The organism is Flexivirga sp., from assembly GCF_051955415.1.
Lineage (GTDB): Bacteria > Actinomycetota > Actinomycetes > Actinomycetales > Dermatophilaceae > Flexivirga.
Window position 1 is genome coordinate 1 of the sequence record NZ_JBQCGS010000020.1, and the last position, 18,458, is coordinate 18,458.

An 18,458-nucleotide genomic window follows, 5' to 3' on the forward strand; every position below is an offset into this window, starting at 1 on the left:
CACCACGCGTCGCACCGGCCAGCGCTGAGCGGACGCGCGACACACCGGGGGCCGGACATCGTGCCGTGGGCGGGCCCGCTGCTGATCTGGTGGAGCATAGGGGATTCGAACCCCTGACCTTCTCATTGCGAACGAGACGCGCTACCAACTGCGCCAATGCCCCAGGAAGCGAGAGCAACTTTAACACCGCGAACCTGATCGGCTAAATCGGGGCCGACCCGTGCGCGGCGGTGCCGCAGCTCCCGCTCGCTACCGCTCAGCCGGCGCGGAAGACCGACGGCAGGTCGTCCAGGTCCTGGTCGAGTGCGAGCCCGTCGAAGGGCAGGTCCTCGTTGGCCACATCGTCGTACGAGCGGCCGCCGGTCGGCGCCGGGGCCGGGGCCGGGCGTTCGGGCGCCCGTTCCTTCATCGGGTAGGTCGGGCGCGGCCCCGCGACGGGCGGCCAGCCGTCCCCGGCCTCGTGCGTCCGGGCGGCCGGCGCCTGCGTCGGCGACTGCTCGACGATGAGCTCCGGCGCCGCACCGGTGTGCTGCGGTGTCGATGCGACGCTGGCCGCGACGTCGAAGACCTGCTCGACGGTCGCCGGGCGGGGCTGCGGCTCGGTGGGCGCGACCGGGTCCGGCATCGTCGCCTTGGTCACGGGGACCGCGGGAGCAGCGGGCGCAGCGCTCTTGCGCTGCGGCAGTTTCACCCCGGCTTCGGGCCGGCGAGCAGCCTGCGCGCGTGCCGGGTGTTGTGCGGAGCGGGTGGAGTCGCGTCGGACGGCTCCGGCGGCCATCGCCGAGGCGCGGCACCACCAGAACACACCGCCGGAGATAGCGAGCATCAGGACGGGCGACCACCACGGCAACGCACCGAACGGTGCGCAGACCACGGTGATGAGCAGCAACGACAAACTGCCGATCAGCGCAATGGCTCGCAGCTTCGGCGAGCCGGCGTGTGCGGCGAAGTTGCCGAGGCGCTGCATCGCCTCCCCCGACGAGTTGCCGGCGGCGGTGAGCCGGCGGACGCCCGACGCGGTCCCTTCATCGCGGCGTTCGGAGGTGGGTGCGGTGGGCTGCTGAGTTTCTCCGGTCATGACGGTCCCTGCTCGCAGTGACGGCCGCGGTGCGCTCGCGCGGACCAACGGTGCCGAGATTCGGCTGGCGTGCGGTGCTTCGGATGCCTGCATGGTGCTTCGCTGGGTGCGTTCGGCGTCGTCGATGCCACCGAAGCCTTCGACCCGGTGCTCGCGTCGTTCGAGCACCCGCATCGCGTCGCTGAACTGATCGACCGAACGCGCGGTCGCCAGCGCCTCACGGCGCCGGATCCAGTGCTGTAAGAGATAGGCAGCCCAGATGACGACGATGGCCAGGAAGATCAGGCTGCTCGGCTGCTGCACGGGACAAGACGTTAGAGCCAAAACCGTTGCAATCCGTGGAGGTACACGGTGTGTCGCCACTTGCACAGAAAGGCCTCGCCGTGCTCGACGGCGCGAACCGGCACGGGTTCCGTTGCCCGAGTAGCGATTTCACATCGGTCACACGCGTCACGCCGCCGCGTCCGGAGTATGCCGATCGCGCGCCATACGCCGCGCTCGGCATACTCGGCGGTCGGTCACACCGCGATCGGCATACTCGGGGGCCGGTCAGACCGCGTTCTCCCCACGGAACCTCCGGAAGCGCTCGACCATGGTCTCGGTCGGCAGTTCCTCCGCCGTCACGGCGAAGGTGAGGTGGTCGTGCCAGGCGCCGTTGATGTGCAGGTAACGCTTGCGCAGCCCCTCTTCGCGCAGCCCCAGCTTCTCCACCACCCGCAGGCTGGCGTCGTTGTCGGGGCGGATGTTGACCTCGATCCGGTGCAGGCCCACCGCGCCGAAGGCGTGGTCGATCGCCAGCGCCAGCGCGTACGGCGTGATCGACCGGCCGGCGTACTGCTCACCGATCCAATACCCCGCGGCCGCCGACAGCAGCGCACCGCGGGATATCCCGAACAGGTGCATCTGGCCGGCCAGCGCGCCGTCGACCTCGATCGCAAACGGCAGCAACCTGCCCTCGTGCGCCTCCTTGTCCTGGAAGCGGACCATCTGCGCATAGCTCATCGCGACAGCTCCCGCGCCCGGCGCGGTGGAGTCCCAGGGCCTGGTCCATGCCGCGTTGACGCTGCGCAACTGCAGGAACTCACGCCGGTCGGCCCGCACCCGCAGCGGCCGCAGCACGATGCGCGAGCCGCGCCAGTCGCCGGCGACCGCGGTGGGCCACCACCTGGACCTAATGATCTCCCCCGTCGAGTTGCGAGATCGCGTGCGGCAGCACCGATTCGAGCAGGCCCAGGGCGTCCCGGACTCCGCCGGTCGAGCCGGGCAGGTTGACGATCAGCGTGCGTCCCGCCACCCCCGCCAGCCCGCGCGACAGCGTGGCGGTCGGTATGCCGGCGCCGACGCCCTGCCCGCGGATCGCGTCGGCGATGCCGGGCACCTCGAAGTCCAGCAGCGGCCGGGTCTCCTCGGGCGTGCGGTCGGTGGGAGTGAGGCCGGTGCCGCCGGTGGTGAGTATGACGCGGGCGCCACCGTCCAGCGCCTCCCGCAGTGCGGCGCCGACCGGTGGACCGTCCGGCACCACGCGGCGTGTGACGGTGAAACCCCAGTCCGCGAGCGCCTTTTCGAGGATCAGGCCGGATCGGTCGTCATACGTCCCCGCTGCCGCACGGTTGGAGGCCGTCACGACCCAGGCGGCTCTCGCCCGCGGTGTGTCCGGTCCGGCGCTCATGGCTGGTCCTCCCGCCAGTCGCCGGAGCGTCCACCGGACTTGGCGGTCACCCGGACGTCGGTGATGCGGGCGTGCTTGTCGACCGCCTTGATCATGTCGATCAGAGCGAGCGCGGCGACGGAGACGCAGGTCAGCGCCTCCATCTCGATGCCGGTCCGGTCGGCGGTGCGGACCTCGGCAGCGATGTCGACACCGTCGTCCTCGACGGTCAGCTCCACCGCAACGGCGTGCACCGCGATCGGGTGCGCCAGCGGCACCAGGTCGGGAGTGCGCTTGGCCGCCTGGATGCCGGCGATCCGGGCCACCGCGAGCGCGTCACCCTTGGGCACGGTGCCGGACCGCAGGGCGCCGATCGCCGCCGGCGACAACAGGACCCGGCCGCGGGCCTGCGCCGCGCGCGCCGTCACGTCCTTGGCGCTGACGTCGACCATGTGGGCCGTGCCGTCGTCACGCAGATGGGTCAGCCGGTCTCCCATTTACGCCAGTCCTTCCAGAGGGATGATCCGCAATGTCTCCCCGACCGCGACGTCGGTGGTGGCTGCCGGGACGACCGCCAGCGCTTGCGAGCCGGCCAGGCCGCCGAGGACGTGGGAGCCCTGACCGCCGATCGGCCGCACGACCCGGCCGTCCTCGTCGAAGACGACACGCGCGAACTGCTGGCGGCCCGGCGGCGACGTCCACTTCTCCGCGACGGCCGCCTCGACGGTGCGGATCGCCGGGTCACGGCCCGCGAGCACGCGTCCGGCCGGAGCGACGAACACCAGGAACGACACCAGCGAACTGACCGGGTTGCCGGGAAGTGCGAACACCGTTGCGCCCGCGATGTTCCCGAATCCCTGCGGTTTGCCCGGTTGCATCGCCACCTTGACGAACTCGAAGTCCGCGTCGCCCTCGAAGGCCAGCTTCAGCGGTTCGAACGCACCGGCGCTCACCCCACCGCTGGTGACGATCAGGTCGGCTGTCGCGGCCAGTTCGGTCAGTGCCTCGCGCACCTGCTCGCCGGTGTCCCCGGCGCGGCGGACCGCCACCACGTCGAAGCCGCACTCGGCCGCGAGTGCCGCGAGCATCGGGCCGTTGCAGTCCACGACCTGTCCGTGGCCGGCCTCGGTGCCGGGGTCCACGAGCTCGTCGCCGGTGCTCAGGATCGCGACGCGTGGACGCGGGATCACCGCGATCTGCGGCGCGCCCGCGGACAGCAGTGCGGGTATGTGACGGGGCAGCAGCGTCGTCCCGGCCGGCAGCACCTGATCGCCCGGCCGCAGGTCCTCGCCGCGTCGTCGTATGGCGCGCCCGGCCTCGACCGCCTCGCGGATCTCCACCCGCTCCAGCCCACCGTCGGTGAGCTCCACCTGCACCACGGCGTCCGCGCCGTCGGGCAGCGGAGCACCGGTCATGATCCGCCGGCAACTGCCCGGCTCGAGGCGCAGCGTGCGGGTGTCCCCTGCGGCGATGTCACCGGCCACCGGCAACGACACCGGTGCGTCGGGTGTCGCTCCGTGCACATCGGCGGCGCGCACGGCATACCCGTCCATGGCGGAGTTGGTGAAGCCCGGCAACGCGACCCGGCTGACGAGGGGCTCGGCGGTCACCAGACCCAGCAGGGGGTGTCCATCGGCGGCTCCGGTGAGTGTGTCCGCGAGGTCGGCGACGGGGACGCTCCGCGGCGCCAGCGGGCGCACGGCGGCGACGACCCGCTGCTGGTATTCGTCGAAAGTGAGCACGTCGGCAGCCTACTGACCGGCCCCCGGAGTCCACCGGCCGCTCACCGGGCCGCCACTACCGCCGGTCAGTGACCGAGACGTTCGCGTTCGGACGGCTCCGCGGCCTTCCCCGGCAGTCCGCGACCCTCCTCGGAGTCGAGCCAGGACAACAGCCAGGACCGGAAGTCGGCGCCGAAGTCGCGGTGCCGTACGCCGAGGCGGACCATCGCCTTGAGGTAGTCGAGCCGATCACCGGTGTCATACCGCCGGCCGCCGAACACGACGCCGGTGACACCGCCGCCCGGCCGGCTCGGGTCCGCCGCCATCTCCAGCAGCGCGTCGGTCAACTGGATCTCGCCCCCGCGCCCGGGCCCGGTGTGCTCCAGCACCTCGAAGATCTCCGGCGCGAGGACGTATCGGCCGATGATCGCCAGGTTGCTGGGTGCTTCGCCGACGGCCGGCTTCTCCACGAGGGAGTCCACCCGCACGACGTCGTCTCCACTGCCGTCCAGCGCAGAGACCGCGGCGCAGCCGTAGAGATGGATCTGGTCCTCCGGCACCTCCATCAGGGCGACCACCGAGCCGCCGTACTGCTCCTGCACCTCGATCATGGTGTCCAGCAACGCATCCCGCTCATCGATGAGGTCGTCACCGAGCAGCACCGCGAAGGGGGCGTCGCCCACGTGCGTCTTGGCACACAGGACCGCGTGGCCGAGACCGCGGGGCTCACCCTGGCGGATGAAGTGCACGTTGCCCAGGTTGGCCGACTTCTGCACCCGGCGCAGGCGCAGTTGGTCGCCCTTGCGCTCCAGCGCCTGCTCCAGCTCCCAGTGCCGGTCGAAGTGATCTTCCAGCGCCGCCTTGTTGCGTCCGGTCACCATCAGGATGTCGTGTATGCCGGCCCGCTCCGCCTCCTCGACGACGTACTGGATCGCCGGCTTGTCGACGACCGGCAGCATCTCCTTGGGGATGGCCTTGGTGGAGGGCAGGAAGCGGGTACCCAGACCTGCCGCCGGAATGACTGCTTTGCGCACGTGTGGTTTCCCCTGGGTCGTCATGGTCGTCAGGCTAAGGCACCGTCTCGGCGAGTTCCGGTGTTATCCGGGAGAATGAGCGGTATGCCACTCGTGCTCCCTGCCGACAAACCGTCCGCACGCCGGGTGGTGCGCGTGGCACGCGCACAGCGCCGGGCCGAGACGACGCCCGCGGCACGGCACGCTCTGGGTGAGGCGCTCGCCCACGGGTTGCGGCAACGGCTCGAGGCCACGTCCCGACCCGCCGTCGTGGCGGTCTACCTCTCGTTACCCAGCGAGCCGCCCACCGAACCGCTCATCGGGATGCTGCGCGAGCACGACATACGACTTCTGGTGCCCGAACTCCTGGCGGACAACGACCTGTCCTGGAGAGACGTGGCCACGGGCACCGACCTCGGCGTCGCGGCCATCGGCAGCGTCGGGCTCGTCGTCGCGCCGGCGCTGGCCGTGGACCGCGCGACCGGGCTGCGGCTGGGTCAGGGCGGCGGCAGTTACGACCGTGCACTGGCCCGCACGAAGGCCGGGACTCCTGTGCTGGCAGTGCTTTTCGACGACGAACTGGTGGACGGCGTCCCGGCCGAGCCGCACGACCGCCCGGTCGATGTCGTGCTGACCCCGTCCGGTGGCGTGGTGCCGGTCGGCTCCGGCGTTTGAAATACTGACCCCGAGCCCCGGTCCGACCACCTCGCGAAGGAGACCTTTGTGGCCGCCTCCGCCGCGCAGAGCTTCACCACACACGACCTTGCGCTGGTGCTCTTCATCTCGGCGGTGGTGCTGCTCATCGCGGTGCTGGCGGTCCGTTTCGCCAACCGCTCCGGTATGCCGACCCTGGTGCTCTACCTCGGCATCGGCCTGATCATGGGCGACGGTGGCTTCGGCATACAGTTCGAGAATCCCGAGCTGACACAGGTGTTGGGCTACACGGCGCTGGCGCTGATCCTCGCCGAGGGCGGCATCTCGACGCGGTGGTCGAGCATCAAGTCGTCCATCGCGCCGGCGGCGTTGCTGTCGACGCTGGGCGTGCTGGTGTCCGTCGTGGTGGTCGCCGCCTTCGTCGTGCTGCTGCTGGGCAAGTCGTGGACGATCGCGTTGCTGCTGGGCGCAATCGTCACCTCGACCGACGCTGCGGCGGTGTTCTCCGTGCTCAAACGGGTCGGGCTGCCGGCTCGGCTGACCGGTGTCCTGGAGGCGGAGTCCGGTTTCAACGACGCTCCGGTGGTGTTGTTGGTGGTCGCCCTGGCCGACGCGGCGACGCCGGGCCGCAGCGCGCACGCGTGGTGGGTCGTGCTGCTGGAGGCGGCCGGCGAACTGGTCGGCGGTGCCCTCATCGGGCTCGCGATCGGCTGGCTGTTCGCCAGGCTCAGCCACCGCAACGCGCCGACCTCCTCCGGTTTGTTCTCGATCGGCATCCTCGCGGTGGCCGTGCTGGCCTACGCGACCGCCAGCCTGGTGCACACCAGTGGGTTCATCGCGGTCTACCTGGCGGCGCTGGTGCTCGGCAACAGCAACCTGCCGCACGCGCGGGCGGTGCACGGATTCGTGCAGTCGGTGGGCTGGCTCGCGCAGATCGGTCTCTTCGTGCTGCTCGGACTGCTGGCCGCGCCGAGCCGGCTCGACACCCAGATCGTGCCGGCCATCATCGTGGGCCTGGTCCTGCTGCTGGTCGCCCGGCCGGTGTCGGTCTTCGCCAGCCTGGCGTGGTTCCGTTTCCGCTGGCAGGAGCAGCTCTTCCTGTCCTGGGCCGGTCTGCGCGGGGCCGTCCCGGTCGTGCTGGCGACCGTGCCGCTGACCGTCGGCACTCCCAACACCGACTGGATCTTCGACCTGGTCTTCGTGCTGGTGCTGATCTTCACGCTCGTCCAGGCGCTGCCGATGCCGTGGATCGCCCGCCGGCTCGGCGTGGTCGAAGCGGCCCAGGTGCTCGACCTGGACGTCGAAGCCACGCCGCTGGAGGAGCTGCACGCGGACGTCCTGCAGCTGCACGTCGGCTCGACGTCCCGGCTCAACGGCGTGGAGATCCAGGAACTCCGGCTGCCCCAAGGGGCCAACGTCACCCTCATCGTCCGCGGCGAACAGGGTTTCGTGCCCAGCCCACGCACCGTCATCCGGCGGGACGACCAGTTGCTGCTGGTCACCACCGCCACCTCGCGGGACCAGGCGGTCCGACGGGTGCGGTCGGTCTCCCGCGACGGGCGTATGGCGGGCTGGGCGACGCCCCTGCGGTCGGAGTCGGAGTAGGACCGGCCGCGACGCCCTGCGTCGGCAGGAGCGAATTTCAGCGACGCCACGAGCACGCCGTACACTGTGCGCGTGCCGACCTATGCCTATGTATGCAAGGACTGCGCGCACGCCTTCGATGTGCAGCAGTCCTTCTCCGACGACGCGCTGACCACCTGCCCCGAGTGCGGTGGGGCGCTCCGCAAGCAGTTCGGCGCCGTGGGCGTGGTGTTCAAGGGTTCGGGCTTCTACAAGACCGACTCGCGCGACTCCGGCAAGAAGTCGACCTCCACGACGACAGCGGCCAAGGAGTCCGCGTCCGGCTCAGGGTCCGGCGCAGGGACCGGGTCGAGCTCGGAGTCCTCGACCAGCACGACGTCCGGCGGCACCGGCTCCAGTAGCACCGCGTCCTCTTCGTCGTCGTCCAGCTCGGACGGCTCGGCCGCGTAGTTTCCACCTCGCCCGATATCCACATCCCCCGGATGCCGTCGGGTCGTCCACCGGTGCGGCCACTGCCGACAGACTGACGACTGCTGCTGACTAACCTCGCAGCATGACTTCAGACGACCATCCTCACCAGCGTGTGCCGGAGGGCGAGCGCGCGGACATCGGCGTCATCGGCGGCTCCGGCTTCTACTCGTTCTTCGACTCCCCGGAGCGGGTGCGGGTGGACACGCCGTTCGGTCCGCCGAGCGACGACATCGTCATCGGCGATGTCGACGGGCGCCGGGTCGCGTTCCTGGCCCGGCACGGGCAAGGCCACCGGTTCCCGCCCCACCTGGTCAATTACCGCGCCAATCTGTGGGCGCTGCGTTCGGTGGGGGTCCGTCAGGTCCTGGCGCCCTGCGCTGTCGGTTCGTTGCGGCCGGAGCACACCCCCGGCACGCTGCTGGTGCCCGACCAGGTCGTCGACCGCACCTCGGGCCGCGCAGGCACCGTCTACGACCAGGAGGGTCCGGTCGTGCACGTGTCGTTCGCCGATCCCTACTGTCCTCGGCTGCGTTCGGCGCTGATGGAGTCGGTGCGGGCGGACAGTCTTTTCGACCGGACCGTCGACGGGGGCACCCTGGTCGTCCTCGGCGGCCCGCGCTTCTCCTCCCGGGCCGAGTCCCAATGGCACCAGGCGGCGGGCTGGTCGGTCGTCGGCATGACGGGGATGCCCGAGGCATCGATCGCGCGGGAGCTGGCGATGTGTTTCGCCACCGCCTGCCTCATCACCGACAACGACGCCGGGGTGGAAGGCGGCGAGTCGGTGACCCACGAGGAGGTCATGCGGGTCTTCGCCCGCAACATCGAGCAGCTCAAGACCGGTCTGCGCCGGACGATCTCGCGACTGCCCGCACCGGAGTCCGACGACGCGGCCACCTGCCCGTGACGCCGGGTGCTGGACGGCCAGGAACTCCCCATCACCCTCCCCCGATGAGGCGGGCGCAGGCTCTGCTGCCACGCTCCTGGCAGGGCGACAGCCGCGAGGCCCGGTGGCGACGCTCGCGCGGCCGCCGGTTGCTCGCCGGACTGCTCGGCGGCTGTGCGGTGCTCGCCGTGGTGGGTGCGGTCCGGCCGGCCGATCCGCCGACCCATGCGGTCACCGTGGCAGCGCACGACCTGCACGCCGGTGACCGGCTGGCAGCTACGGACCTGCGCCAGGTGCGCTGGGCCGCCGGTGACCGGGTCCCCGGACAACTGGACCCGGCCGCCGCGACCGGCAAGGTGGTCACCGCGGCCATCCGCTCCGGCGAGCCGGTCACCTCGGCGCGGGTCCGCGGAGCTCGGTCCTGGCCGGGCCTGTCGGCCGGCGCGCTCGTGGTCGGCGTGCCGAGCACCGACCGGGTGCTGTTGCGGGTGCTGCAACCCGGCGACCGGGTGGACCTGATCGACACCGGCAAGGCCCGGACCCTCGCCACGTCCGTCCCGGTCGTCGCGATACCTGGTGCGACCGGTGCAGCGCCCGAGCTCGGTGGCGCCGGCCGGTCGGGCCCGGATGTGTCCGGCGATGCGTCCGCGGTCCTGGTGGCGGTCACTCCGGCTCAGGCGGCCGCGATCGGCTCGGCGAACAACGCGCGTGCGGGTGGCCTCGGCGGCGGCACACAACTGGCCCTGCGGGCAGACGCTTGACACTTGACCACTTCTTTGCGGTCCTTTAGCACAATCGAGACACGCGCGCCGGTGTTTTGCGTTTCATCGGCCACGGGTCTCCGCTACAGTTCCCGGCGACCGCGATCATCCTTCGAGTCAAGGACACACAGACATGGCAGGTTTCAAGAAGTTCCTCATGCAGGGCAACCTCGTCCAGTTGGCCGTTGCCTTCATCATCGGCGGCGCCTTCGCGACGGTGGTCAAGTCGTTCACCGCCATCATCCTGGATCTGCTCGGCAAGATCGGCGGTCAGCCGAACTTCAGTGGCTACGTGCCCGGCGGTGTGCACGTCGGCGACTTCGTCACCGCGGTCGTGGGATTCGTGATCGTCGCTGCCGCCGTCTACTTCGGGGTGGTCAAGCCCTACGAGGCGTTCCACGCCCGCTTCGCGAAGGAGGAAGAGGCACAAGCCACCGAGGTCGACGTCCTCACCCAGATCCTGCACGAGCTGCGCGAGGGCAACGGTCGCGCCTGACCACGCAGCTTCGCCAGCACGCCGGAAGGGGCGGGACCGCATCGGTTCCCGCCCCTTCCGCGTGTCGGGTGGTTACTCCCAGTGCGGCGGCCGCTGCTCGCGCCACCACCGGTCCTCGGCGCTCTCCGGCCGGCCGCTGCGCGGTTGCGGCGCGCGCGTGGTGGCGTCACCGTCCGTTTCCGGGGCGTCCGGTGACCAGCCTGCATCGGTGTCGTCCCGTCCCGGCCGCACCGGGACCGACGCCTGCGGATCACCGCCGGTCGCCGGGCGGGTGGCGCGCCGGTGCCGCCGCTCTCGCCGTGGCTGTGGCTCGTCGGCGGCAGTGGCCGGATCCTCGTCCTCAGTCATCGGCCAGCCACGGGTTGTGCGCGCGGTCGTGCGCTGTCTCCAAGCGTGCCTGCTGGCCGGCGGCCGCGACCTCAGCGGACGCTGCGTGCACGGCCTCGACCAACCGCGCCACCTCGCGCGCCGGATCACGGAACAGGTCGCGTGTCCAGACCCGCTGGTAGCTCCAGCCGAGCCGGCGCAGTTGCTCGGCCCGCAACCGCTCGCGGTCCCGGGTGGACGGGATCGAGCCGTAGACCGGGCCGTCGGTGTCGATCGCGACCAGTAGCGCACCGGGTCGGCGCGGGTCCTCGACCGCCAGATCCAGCCGGTGCCGCGACGTGCCCCAGCCGGGGTGCACCACCAGACCCTCCGCCCGCAGCCGCCGCGACAGGTCGCGCACCAGCAGCGGCACCTCCACCTCGGGCGTCGGCGGCAGCATCGGCCGGTCCAGCACACTCCCGGACGAGGCGGCGCGACGGCGTCGACCGTCCGGCCCTCGGACCACCCCAGCCGTCCGGGTCCCAGCGTTCGGCTTGTCGTCGGCACCGGCGCCGGCCGCGGGATCCGGGTGCACGCGCCGGGCCGCACCTCCGGACCCGGCATACAGCAGGAAGTCACGCAGCAACAGGCCGCCACGCGAACGCAGCCGGCCGGGATGCAGCTCGTCGCCGGAGAAGGAGGACACCACCACCATCCGGCGGCGGGCGCGGGTGATCGCCACGTTGAGCCGGCGTTCGCCTCCCTCGGCGCTGATCGGGCCGAAGCGGTGCGGCGCGGAGCCGTCGGCCGTTCGCGGGTAACCGATGGAGAGCACGATCGCGTCGCGCTCGTCACCCTGGACCCGCTCGAGATTCTTGACGAAGAAGGCCTCCGGCAGCGACTCGTCCAGCAACCAGGCCACCGCGGGGTCGGTGGCGATCGCGGTGCGCAGCGCCGCCTCGATCCGGTCGGCGTGCCGCTGCCCGAGGGTGATGACGCCGATCGACTCGTCCGGTCGCTGTCGCGCCTGGTCCAGGACGACCCGCACCACCCGGTCGATCTCCGTGGAGTCGCCGGAGTCGCCGGGGTCACCGGCGGCGCCACCGGTCACCACGTCCAGCCGGACGACGGTGTCGTCGCCGACACCGGGGAAGGTGATCAGCCGGCCGCCATACATCTGGGCGTTGGCGAAGGCGATCAGCCGCTCGTCGAGCGCCCGGTAGTGCCAGGTCAGTTCGCGGCTCGGCAACAACGGGCTCAGCGCGTCGAGGATGGACTCGGCGGTGACCGCGGCCGGCTCCTCGTCGTCCGCGTCGTGGTCGCGCGGTTGCTCGACGCCGCGGAAGAAACTGGTCGGCGGCAACTGCCGCCGGTCGCCGGACACGACGACCTGCGCTGCGCGGGAGATCGCCGAGATCGCCTCGGCTGGCGGTATCTGCGACGCCTCGTCGAAGACCACCACGTCGAACCACACCCCCGGCGGCAGCGTGGACGCCACCAGCAGCGGACTCATCACCCAGCAGGGCGCGACGGCGGTGAGGAGTTCGGGGGCCTGTGGGAGCAGGTCGCGCAGCGGCCCCGGCCGCTCCGCCCGCGCCTCGGCGCGCAGCAGTGTCTCCTGCTCCGGCAAGTCGCGCATCACCTGCCGCACCTGGTCGGCCCAGGCGCCCCGCACGGCCGCCGCCCCGGAGTGCACGTGCTCGGCGTCGGCGCGCGCGTAGGCGTCGACCCGCTCGCGCAACTGCACACCGTCCGCTTCGCCGTATGCCGGATCAAGATCAGCGATGCGGGCGAGCACCGCGCGCCACCAGACGAACTCGAACTCGGCAGCGACCCTGTCCGAGGGCACCTTGCGGGCCGCGAGGTCGTCGATCAGGTCGCCCAGACCGTTGGCGCGCAACTGGTCGATCGGCCCGATGACCGTCGGCACGAGAGCCAACCGGTCCTGCGCGTCGGCGAGGCGCCGCAACCGGTCCTGCAGCTTGTCGTAGTCGAGGTCGAGCAACTCGTTGCCCTCGCCGGTGCCCTCCAGCCGCTTGGCCAGCCACTCCAGGTCCTCGCGCAACCGCTCGTGCGCCGCCAGGTGTCGGGCCACGTCGACAGGTGCGGACGGCAGCGAGCCCTTGCCGGCGATCGCCCGCCAGCGGCTGCGTTGACCGGCCGCGAGTTGAAGCACGCCGTGCAGGTCCGAGGGCGGCTGCCCGGGCCGCAGCAGGGCCCGGGCCTGCTTGCGCAAGCGCCTGCGGTCCAGGACGCCCAGACCGGAGCCCGAACCGCTCGCGTCGGCCTTGCGGTAGTCGCTGGACCCGGTGGCATGGACCAGCTGGTCCAGTGGCGCGGAGAAGACCTCGGGGCGGAAGGTCTCCAACGTCCGGTGCACGTCGCCCATCAGCTCCAGCTGCTGCTCGGACTCCGACATCGACCCGGCAGCGGGCAGGCCCACCCGCTCCCCGAGCGCGACCAACGTGTCGCGGTGGTCCTGCAGCCCGCCGTCGGCCAACCGGCGCACGAGCTCCTCGGTCTCCGCCGCCTGCTGCACGCCGACCACCCGAGCGCCGTACCAGGGGTCGGGCCGTCCGTCCGTGCGCCAGGCGCCCAGCTCCGCCACCCGCACCAGCTCGTCGCGCAGTTCGTCGCGCCGGGCGGCGGGGATCGTGTCGAGATCGGCCGGGTCGATGCCGGCGTGGGAACGCGGCGCGGGCCGCATCGCGTGGAACGCCGCGACCCGGCCCAGCGCTTCGTCGACGGTCACCCCCCACGGTCCACGCGGCGCGTGCATCGCCAGTCGGTGCGCGGCGAGTTCGTCGCGCAATGCGACCAGGTCGGAGGAGGTCGCGTGGAATGTGCGCTCGGCACCGGCCAGCTGGTCCATCCGGGCCACCAGCGCGGCGGCCACCTCACGGGTGTCGCCCTGCCCGTCATGGATGTCGAGGACCAGGTCACCGAGACCGACCCGGTCCAGGCGCTTGACCACCGCGTCGATGGCGGCACGCTTCTCGGCCACGAACAGCACCCGCCGTCCGTCGGCCGCGATGGCAGCGATCAGGTTGGCGATGGTCTGGCTCTTCCCGGTGCCGGGCGGCCCCTCGACGACCAGGTGTGCGCCTGCCCGGGCGGCCTCGACGACGTCCTGCTGGGAGGCGTCGGCGTCGAGCACCAGATGCTCGGTGTCCGGGTCCCGGTCCACCAGCGCCGGCGCGTCCGCGCTCACCTCATCGCGCGCCTCGCGGTCACCGGCGAGAGCCGCGATCACCGGGTGCGCGGACAGCGTGGGCAGCTGGTCGCCGAGGTCGCGGACCATCGGCAACTTGGTGTAACTGAAGGTGCCGACCACGTAGCGACGGGCGACCGCGAAGCCCGGCACGCCGGCGCAGGCCTGCTGGACACGGGTCAGCACGACCCCCGGATCGACCCGGGCGGTCCCCTGCAGGTAGGCGTCGATCGCATCGATGTCCAGGTCGATGCCGTGTTCGACCTCGACATACTTGGCCAGCACCGTGTTGAACTCCAGCTGCGGATGCAGCCGCAACGTCAAGGACTGGGGGTCCTTCGGCGTGCCGGTGATCTCCAGTCGTCGCAGCAGCACCGGCGCCGCGGGCCGGCGGGGCGCCCCGGGGTGGTCCCAAGTCGCCATCCCGATCGCGAGATAGCAGGAGGAGATGCCGCGCTCCTGTGCCAACGCCTGGGTCCGGGAGCGGATGGTGCGTGCCCGGCGGTCGCCCTCGGCGAGGGCGGCGGGCTCGCGCAACAGCAGCGGCAGCGGTGCGGAGCCGGCCGAGAAGAGCTGCGCCATACCGGCCGGGTGCGCACGGGTGAGGTCCAACGTGCCGCTGGGCAGATCACGGAACCACAGCAGGGTGTTGCGCCCGCCGAGATCGACCAGATGCCGCTGCCACTCCCCCACGGCATCACGCACGAGGGCATCACGACCGGTCGCCAACCAGGGGTTGGTCGAATCGTCTTGCGGGGTGGGCGAACTCACCGAGCAAGGCTAACCGCCGAGCGGCCGGGCCGCCGCGAGGCACGCCCGGGCCGGACGGTTCGCCCTGCTGCTCGATTCCTGGACCGCGGTGGCATACCGTTGCGCCCGGGCCGCACTGCGGCACCGTCGTCGTGCAAGGGTTCACCCGTCATACCCGCCGCGGAGCGCCTGGGAGGAGTCGCCACCATGGGCAAGCGCCGTCCCAGCAACCCCGTCCCCGCCATCGATCGGCAGGACCGGTCGGTCGAGGGGCATGAGGGGCACGTCGAGGACGACACCGCTCCGCCGCGGTCGGCGCGGTATGCCGCAGCGCGCAACCCCAACCAGGGCATCGACCGCGCTGCGGTCATCAGTCATGCGCTGAAGTGGACCGCGAGCTGGTCGCTGCGTTTCATCGTCGTGGTCGCCGCGACGTGGCTGGTCCTGAAGGTGCTGGGCATGTTCTGGCCGGCGCTGCTGCCGGTGGCGGTCGCGTTGCTGGTGACGACCGTGCTCTGGCCGCCGGTGCGCTGGATGCGGGCGCACAAGGTGCCACCCGCCCTCGCTGCCGTGGGCGGCATGCTGTTGGCCATCGTGGTGGTCGGCGGGGTCATCGCCGCGATGGCACCGACCGTGTCCTCCCAGTGGGGCGACCTGGTCAACCAGTCGGTGGCAGGTGTCAACCAACTGCGCGATCAGCTGCAGAACGGCCCGCTGCACATCCATCCCGAGCAGATCGACCAGGCCACGTCGAGCATCACCGACAAGCTGAAGGCCAGTGGCGACAAGATCGCCACCGAGGTGCTCAACGGCATCACCCTGGCCGGCCAGGTGCTGATCGACGCAGTCGTGGCGCTGATCCTGACCTTCTTCTTCCTCAAGGACGGCCCGCGGTTCCTGCCCTGGGTGCGTGTCTCGGTCGGGCGCGGCGCGGGCGCGCACCTGACCGAGGCGTTGACCCGTGTCTGGAACACCCTCTCCGGCTTCATCCGGACCCAGGCGATCGTCAGCGCCGTCGACTCGATCTGCATCGGCATCGGGCTGGTGGTGCTGCAGGTGCCACTCGCGGTGCCCTTGGTGGTGCTGACCTTCTTCGGCGGATTCATCCCGATCGTGGGGGCGTTCGCGGCGGGCACGGTGGCGGTGCTGGTCGCCCTGGTCGCCGGCGGCGTCACCAAGGCGCTCATCGTGCTGGTGATCATCGTGGCGGTGCAGCAGATCGAAGGTCACGTGCTGCAACCGTTGCTGCAGAGCCGGTCGATGTCCTTGCACCCGGCGATCGTCCTGCTGTCGGTCGCGTTCGGCGGCAGCGAGTTCGGCATTCCGGGAGCGTTCTTCGCGGTGCCGGTCGCCGCGTCGATCGCGGTCTTGTGGCGCTACCTGTCGGAGCAGATCGACCTGCGCACGGGTGACGCCGCACCGGACGACCTGGAGCACGCCACACCGGAGGGCGTGCTGGCCGCCGAGAACGGCCGGCACCACGGCCGGTTGCTCGCGCGGTTGCACCACCGGGACGACATCGAGCGGCGCGGCTGACCGGCCGACCGGTCAACGGGGCAGGCGCGCGAGGATCCAGTCGAGCAGCGGACGGGCGCATTCCCAGTCGGACCGGACCCGGTCCAGCAGTTCGGCGCTGCGGACGAACTCGGCGAAGCCGTAGTCCTGCGAGAGCACCAGGGAACGCTTGCGCAGCAGCCCGATCCGCGGGTGGTCCTTGGCGTAGCCACGCGGCACGGTCTTCAGTTCGTCGCCGCCCAACTTCCAGCCGCGGGTGACGAAGCCGTCGATGAGCCGCTGCAGTTCGGCACCGTCCGGCGAGTCGATGCCTGCCCGGATCGCCCGCAGCGCAGCGGCGTCGGCGTGGTAGCAACCGGCCGCGGACCGCACACCGGCGGCCGACACCTCCAGATACCAGCCGGTGGCCGTCCCGGCCTCGACGAACAGGCCCTGATGGGTCTTGTACGGCGACTTGTCCTTGGCGAACCGCAGGTCGCGGTTCGGCCGGAACAGTTTCGCCGGACCGAAGTCGTCCGCCAGGGCGTCCGCGAGTGCCTGCATCGGCGCACGGACCGCCTCGTCATACACCTGCTTGTGGTCGCTCCAGAATGTCTTGGAATTGTCGACCTCCAGATCGTCGTAGAAGTCGAAGGCCGCCTCGGGTATGCCGCTGAATGCCACGTCCCGATGGTAGAACGCCGGGCGCCGCGACCCATCGGATCAGTATCAGTTAGGTTAGCCTTACCAATCTGTTGAGGAGAGGAAGTCGACCGTGACCGTGACCGTCGAGGTGTCGCCCTACCGCATGTTCCCCGTCCGCCTGGCCCGTCGGCAGCGCCGGTCCCCGAGCCTGGTGCGCCTGACGTTCGCCGACCCGTCGCTGGACGCCTTCGCGGACCGCGGCTTCGACCAACGCATCAAGCTGGTGGTGCCCAAGCCGGGCGGGCTGCCGCTCGACGCCTTCCCCACGGGCCCTGACTGGTGGAGCGTATGGCGCGAGCAGCCGGAAGAGGAACGCGCGTTCATCCGGACCTACACGGTGGTCGCGGTGCGCCCGGAGGTGGGCGAGATCGACGTCGACTTCGTCGATCACGGTGTCACGGGCCCCGGCTCGCGCTTCGCGATCGAGGCGGAGCCGGGTGACGCGGTGATCGTCTTCGGACCGAACGCCGATTTCGACGGCGACGCCGGCGGGTTGGAATTCCGCCGCCAATATGCTGCCTCTGCAACGCAACTCGTCGTCGGTGATCTGAGCGCGTTGCCGGCGATCAATGGCATCGCACGAGGGTTGCCGGCCGACGCGAAGGGTTTGATCTGCGTCGAGGTCCCGCATCTTGATGATGCGCGGGGAGTGGAGGCGCCTGCCGGTGTCGAGGTCGCGTGGTGTGTCGCCGACCGCGGCGACGACCAGGTCGCGACCGTGCGGGACTGGTTGACGGCATACGGGCCGCTGGTGACCGACGACGCGCCGACGACGGTCGTGTTCGACGGCGCCGAGGACGCGTACTGGGAGATCACCGACCCCGAACTCGACCCGGTCCGCACTCCGGCACTGTCCGCCTGGATCGCCGGTGAGTCCAGTCAGGTTCGTGCGCTGCGCCGGCTGCTGGTCAACGACTTCGAGGTGCCCCGGGCGGCCGTGAGTTTCATGGGCTACTGGCGGGTCGGCGCCGCCGGATCGTAGGTGTTGTTCGTCAGGACGTCTCAATCCGCGGCGATCCGCATCGGGGTGCCGTCCGTGATGCGCACCAGGTCGGCGAACGTGATCGGGAAGATGCTGTGCGCACTGCCCGCGGCGGCCCACACTTCGTCATACGTCTGCAGGCTCTGATCGACGAGCGTGCGCAACGGTGCAGGGTGGCCGATCGGCGAAACGCCACCGATCGGCTGACCGGTGACCTCCTTCACGAGCTTCGCGCGCGCCATCACGACCGGCACGCCGAGTTCGCGGGACAGCAGGTCGGTGTCGACGCGATGAGCGCCGCTGGTCATGACGAGCACCGGTTCATCTCCGGCGAGGAAGACCAGGCTGCTCGCGATCGCGCCGGGGTCGCAGCCGAGCGCGGCCGCTGCCTGTGCAGCGGTGCGACCGGACTCCGGCAGCACGCGGACCCGGCCCGGACAACCCGCCTCCGCGAGCGCCTGCTCGAAGGCGACAGTGCGTGCGGACGGTTGGTCGGTCACGGGTTTCCTTTCCGGAGAATGACACGGTGCTCGGCACAGGGTATGTCGGGCTGGGACTGCACCTGTACACAAAGTCTCCCCAGGGTCGACCTTTTGCGCGGCCCAGGCCCCCCCCCCCGGACCAACGTCTCCCCCGGGTGGTGAACGGCCCCGGCCCCCCCCGGGGGGGGTTGGGGGCCCACACATGGCGGCGCCGGGCCG

18 protein-coding genes and 1 tRNA gene are annotated in these 18,458 nt (G+C 71.1%); 8 read left to right on the forward strand and 11 right to left on the reverse strand.

Annotated features, from left to right (window positions below):
* Positions 1–87 precede the first annotated feature (87 nt).
* The 7 genes from ACTHL4_RS03595 to galU all read right to left on the reverse strand — a co-directional run bounded on the left by ACTHL4_RS03595 (position 88) and on the right by galU (position 5,505).
* A tRNA-Ala gene (locus ACTHL4_RS03595) sits at positions 88–163 on the reverse strand.
* Positions 164–256: 93 nt separating this feature from the next.
* A complete protein-coding gene (locus ACTHL4_RS03600; protein WP_440281367.1) occupies positions 257–1,381 on the reverse strand; it encodes a hypothetical protein in 1,125 nt (374 codons plus the stop codon).
* A 246-nt stretch (positions 1,382–1,627) separates the two neighbouring features.
* Positions 1,628–2,197 (reverse strand): GNAT family N-acetyltransferase, encoded by a 570-nt coding sequence (locus ACTHL4_RS03605; protein ID WP_440281368.1) that lies wholly within the window; start codon positions 2,195–2,197, stop codon positions 1,628–1,630.
* Between the two features lie 52 nt (positions 2,198–2,249).
* Positions 2,250–2,747 carry a MogA/MoaB family molybdenum cofactor biosynthesis protein gene (locus ACTHL4_RS03610; protein WP_440281369.1) on the reverse strand — a complete coding sequence of 166 codons (498 nt, stop codon included), beginning with the start codon at positions 2,745–2,747 and terminating at the stop codon, positions 2,250–2,252.
* Positions 2,744–3,223, reverse strand: a complete 480-nt coding sequence (gene moaC, locus ACTHL4_RS03615; RefSeq protein WP_440281370.1) for a cyclic pyranopterin monophosphate synthase MoaC — start codon at positions 3,221–3,223, stop codon at positions 2,744–2,746. The genes ACTHL4_RS03610 and moaC overlap by 4 nt, the downstream gene beginning before the upstream one ends.
* Positions 3,224–4,468: a molybdopterin molybdotransferase MoeA gene (locus tag ACTHL4_RS03620; protein ID WP_440281371.1), complete on the reverse strand. Its 1,245-nt coding sequence runs from the start codon at positions 4,466–4,468 to the stop codon at positions 3,224–3,226.
* A 65-nt stretch (positions 4,469–4,533) separates the two neighbouring features.
* Positions 4,534–5,505: a UTP--glucose-1-phosphate uridylyltransferase GalU gene (gene galU / locus ACTHL4_RS03625; RefSeq protein ID WP_440281372.1), complete on the reverse strand. Its 972-nt coding sequence runs from the start codon at positions 5,503–5,505 to the stop codon at positions 4,534–4,536.
* Positions 5,506–5,565: 60 nt separating this feature from the next.
* Here galU and ACTHL4_RS03630 point away from each other — a divergent pair, with 60 nt between their 5' ends.
* From ACTHL4_RS03630 to ACTHL4_RS03655, 6 genes are all read left to right on the forward strand, one after another.
* Complete coding sequence (locus tag ACTHL4_RS03630; RefSeq protein ID WP_440281373.1) at positions 5,566–6,135, forward strand: 5-formyltetrahydrofolate cyclo-ligase; 570 nt, start codon at positions 5,566–5,568, stop codon at positions 6,133–6,135.
* A gap of 48 nt (positions 6,136–6,183) precedes the next feature.
* Complete coding sequence (locus tag ACTHL4_RS03635; RefSeq protein ID WP_440281374.1) at positions 6,184–7,719, forward strand: potassium/proton antiporter; 1,536 nt, start codon at positions 6,184–6,186, stop codon at positions 7,717–7,719.
* Between the two features lie 72 nt (positions 7,720–7,791).
* The gene (locus tag ACTHL4_RS03640) at positions 7,792–8,148 is read left to right on the forward strand and encodes an FmdB family zinc ribbon protein (RefSeq protein WP_440281375.1); all 357 of its coding nucleotides are present in this window, start codon (positions 7,792–7,794) and stop codon (positions 8,146–8,148) included.
* Positions 8,149–8,251: 103 nt separating this feature from the next.
* Positions 8,252–9,073, forward strand: coding sequence for an S-methyl-5'-thioadenosine phosphorylase (locus ACTHL4_RS03645; protein ID WP_440281376.1), 822 nt, complete (start codon positions 8,252–8,254; stop codon positions 9,071–9,073).
* Positions 9,074–9,117: 44 nt separating this feature from the next.
* Positions 9,118–9,813, forward strand: a complete 696-nt coding sequence (locus ACTHL4_RS03650) for an SAF domain-containing protein (RefSeq protein ID WP_440281377.1) — start codon at positions 9,118–9,120, stop codon at positions 9,811–9,813.
* Between the two features lie 133 nt (positions 9,814–9,946).
* Entirely contained in the window at positions 9,947–10,309 is a 363-nt protein-coding gene (locus tag ACTHL4_RS03655; RefSeq protein WP_440281378.1) for an MscL family protein, read from the forward strand.
* A gap of 72 nt (positions 10,310–10,381) precedes the next feature.
* Here ACTHL4_RS03655 and ACTHL4_RS03660 read toward each other — a convergent pair whose 3' ends face one another.
* Both ACTHL4_RS03660 and ACTHL4_RS03665 read right to left on the reverse strand, forming a co-directional pair.
* Positions 10,382–10,657 carry a hypothetical protein gene (locus ACTHL4_RS03660; RefSeq protein ID WP_440281379.1) on the reverse strand — a complete coding sequence of 92 codons (276 nt, stop codon included), beginning with the start codon at positions 10,655–10,657 and terminating at the stop codon, positions 10,382–10,384.
* Positions 10,650–14,597, reverse strand: a complete 3,948-nt coding sequence (locus ACTHL4_RS03665) for an AAA domain-containing protein (RefSeq protein WP_440281380.1) — start codon at positions 14,595–14,597, stop codon at positions 10,650–10,652. The genes ACTHL4_RS03660 and ACTHL4_RS03665 overlap by 8 nt, the downstream gene beginning before the upstream one ends.
* Before the next feature lie 186 nt (positions 14,598–14,783).
* Between ACTHL4_RS03665 and ACTHL4_RS03670 the strand changes: the two genes are divergently transcribed.
* Positions 14,784–16,112 carry an AI-2E family transporter gene (locus tag ACTHL4_RS03670; RefSeq protein ID WP_440281381.1) on the forward strand — a complete coding sequence of 443 codons (1,329 nt, stop codon included), beginning with the start codon at positions 14,784–14,786 and terminating at the stop codon, positions 16,110–16,112.
* Between the two features lie 12 nt (positions 16,113–16,124).
* Here the strand turns inward: ACTHL4_RS03670 and ACTHL4_RS03675 are convergent, their stop codons facing one another.
* Positions 16,125–16,754 (reverse strand): DUF2461 domain-containing protein, encoded by a 630-nt coding sequence (locus ACTHL4_RS03675; RefSeq protein WP_440281382.1) that lies wholly within the window; start codon positions 16,752–16,754, stop codon positions 16,125–16,127.
* Positions 16,755–16,845: 91 nt separating this feature from the next.
* On the opposite strand from ACTHL4_RS03675, the gene ACTHL4_RS03680 reads away from it, so the two are divergent.
* A complete protein-coding gene (locus ACTHL4_RS03680) occupies positions 16,846–17,757 on the forward strand; it encodes a siderophore-interacting protein (protein ID WP_440281383.1) in 912 nt (303 codons plus the stop codon).
* Positions 17,758–17,777: 20 nt separating this feature from the next.
* Here the strand turns inward: ACTHL4_RS03680 and ACTHL4_RS03685 are convergent, their stop codons facing one another.
* Positions 17,778–18,257: a YbaK/EbsC family protein gene (locus tag ACTHL4_RS03685; protein WP_440281384.1), complete on the reverse strand. Its 480-nt coding sequence runs from the start codon at positions 18,255–18,257 to the stop codon at positions 17,778–17,780.
* Positions 18,258–18,458: the final 201 nt, after the last annotated feature.

What these genes read in the sequence shown, in the direction of transcription:
- ACTHL4_RS03650 (WP_440281377.1), top strand. Translation starts at nt 9,118, where the DNA reads ATGAGGCGGGCGCAGGCTCTGCTGCCACGCTCCTGGCAGGGCGACAGC.
- ACTHL4_RS03610 (WP_440281369.1), bottom strand. Translation starts at nt 2,747, where the DNA reads ATGAGCGCCGGACCGGACACACCGCGGGCGAGAGCCGCCTGGGTCGTG.
- ACTHL4_RS03645 (WP_440281376.1), top strand. Translation starts at nt 8,252, where the DNA reads ATGACTTCAGACGACCATCCTCACCAGCGTGTGCCGGAGGGCGAGCGC.
- galU (WP_440281372.1), bottom strand. Translation starts at nt 5,505, where the DNA reads ATGACGACCCAGGGGAAACCACACGTGCGCAAAGCAGTCATTCCGGCG.
- ACTHL4_RS03670 (WP_440281381.1), top strand. Translation starts at nt 14,784, where the DNA reads ATGGGCAAGCGCCGTCCCAGCAACCCCGTCCCCGCCATCGATCGGCAG.
- ACTHL4_RS03630 (WP_440281373.1), top strand. Translation starts at nt 5,566, where the DNA reads ATGCCACTCGTGCTCCCTGCCGACAAACCGTCCGCACGCCGGGTGGTG.
- moaC (WP_440281370.1), bottom strand. Translation starts at nt 3,223, where the DNA reads ATGGGAGACCGGCTGACCCATCTGCGTGACGACGGCACGGCCCACATG.
- ACTHL4_RS03660 (WP_440281379.1), bottom strand. Translation starts at nt 10,657, where the DNA reads ATGACTGAGGACGAGGATCCGGCCACTGCCGCCGACGAGCCACAGCCA.
- ACTHL4_RS03655 (WP_440281378.1), top strand. Translation starts at nt 9,947, where the DNA reads ATGGCAGGTTTCAAGAAGTTCCTCATGCAGGGCAACCTCGTCCAGTTG.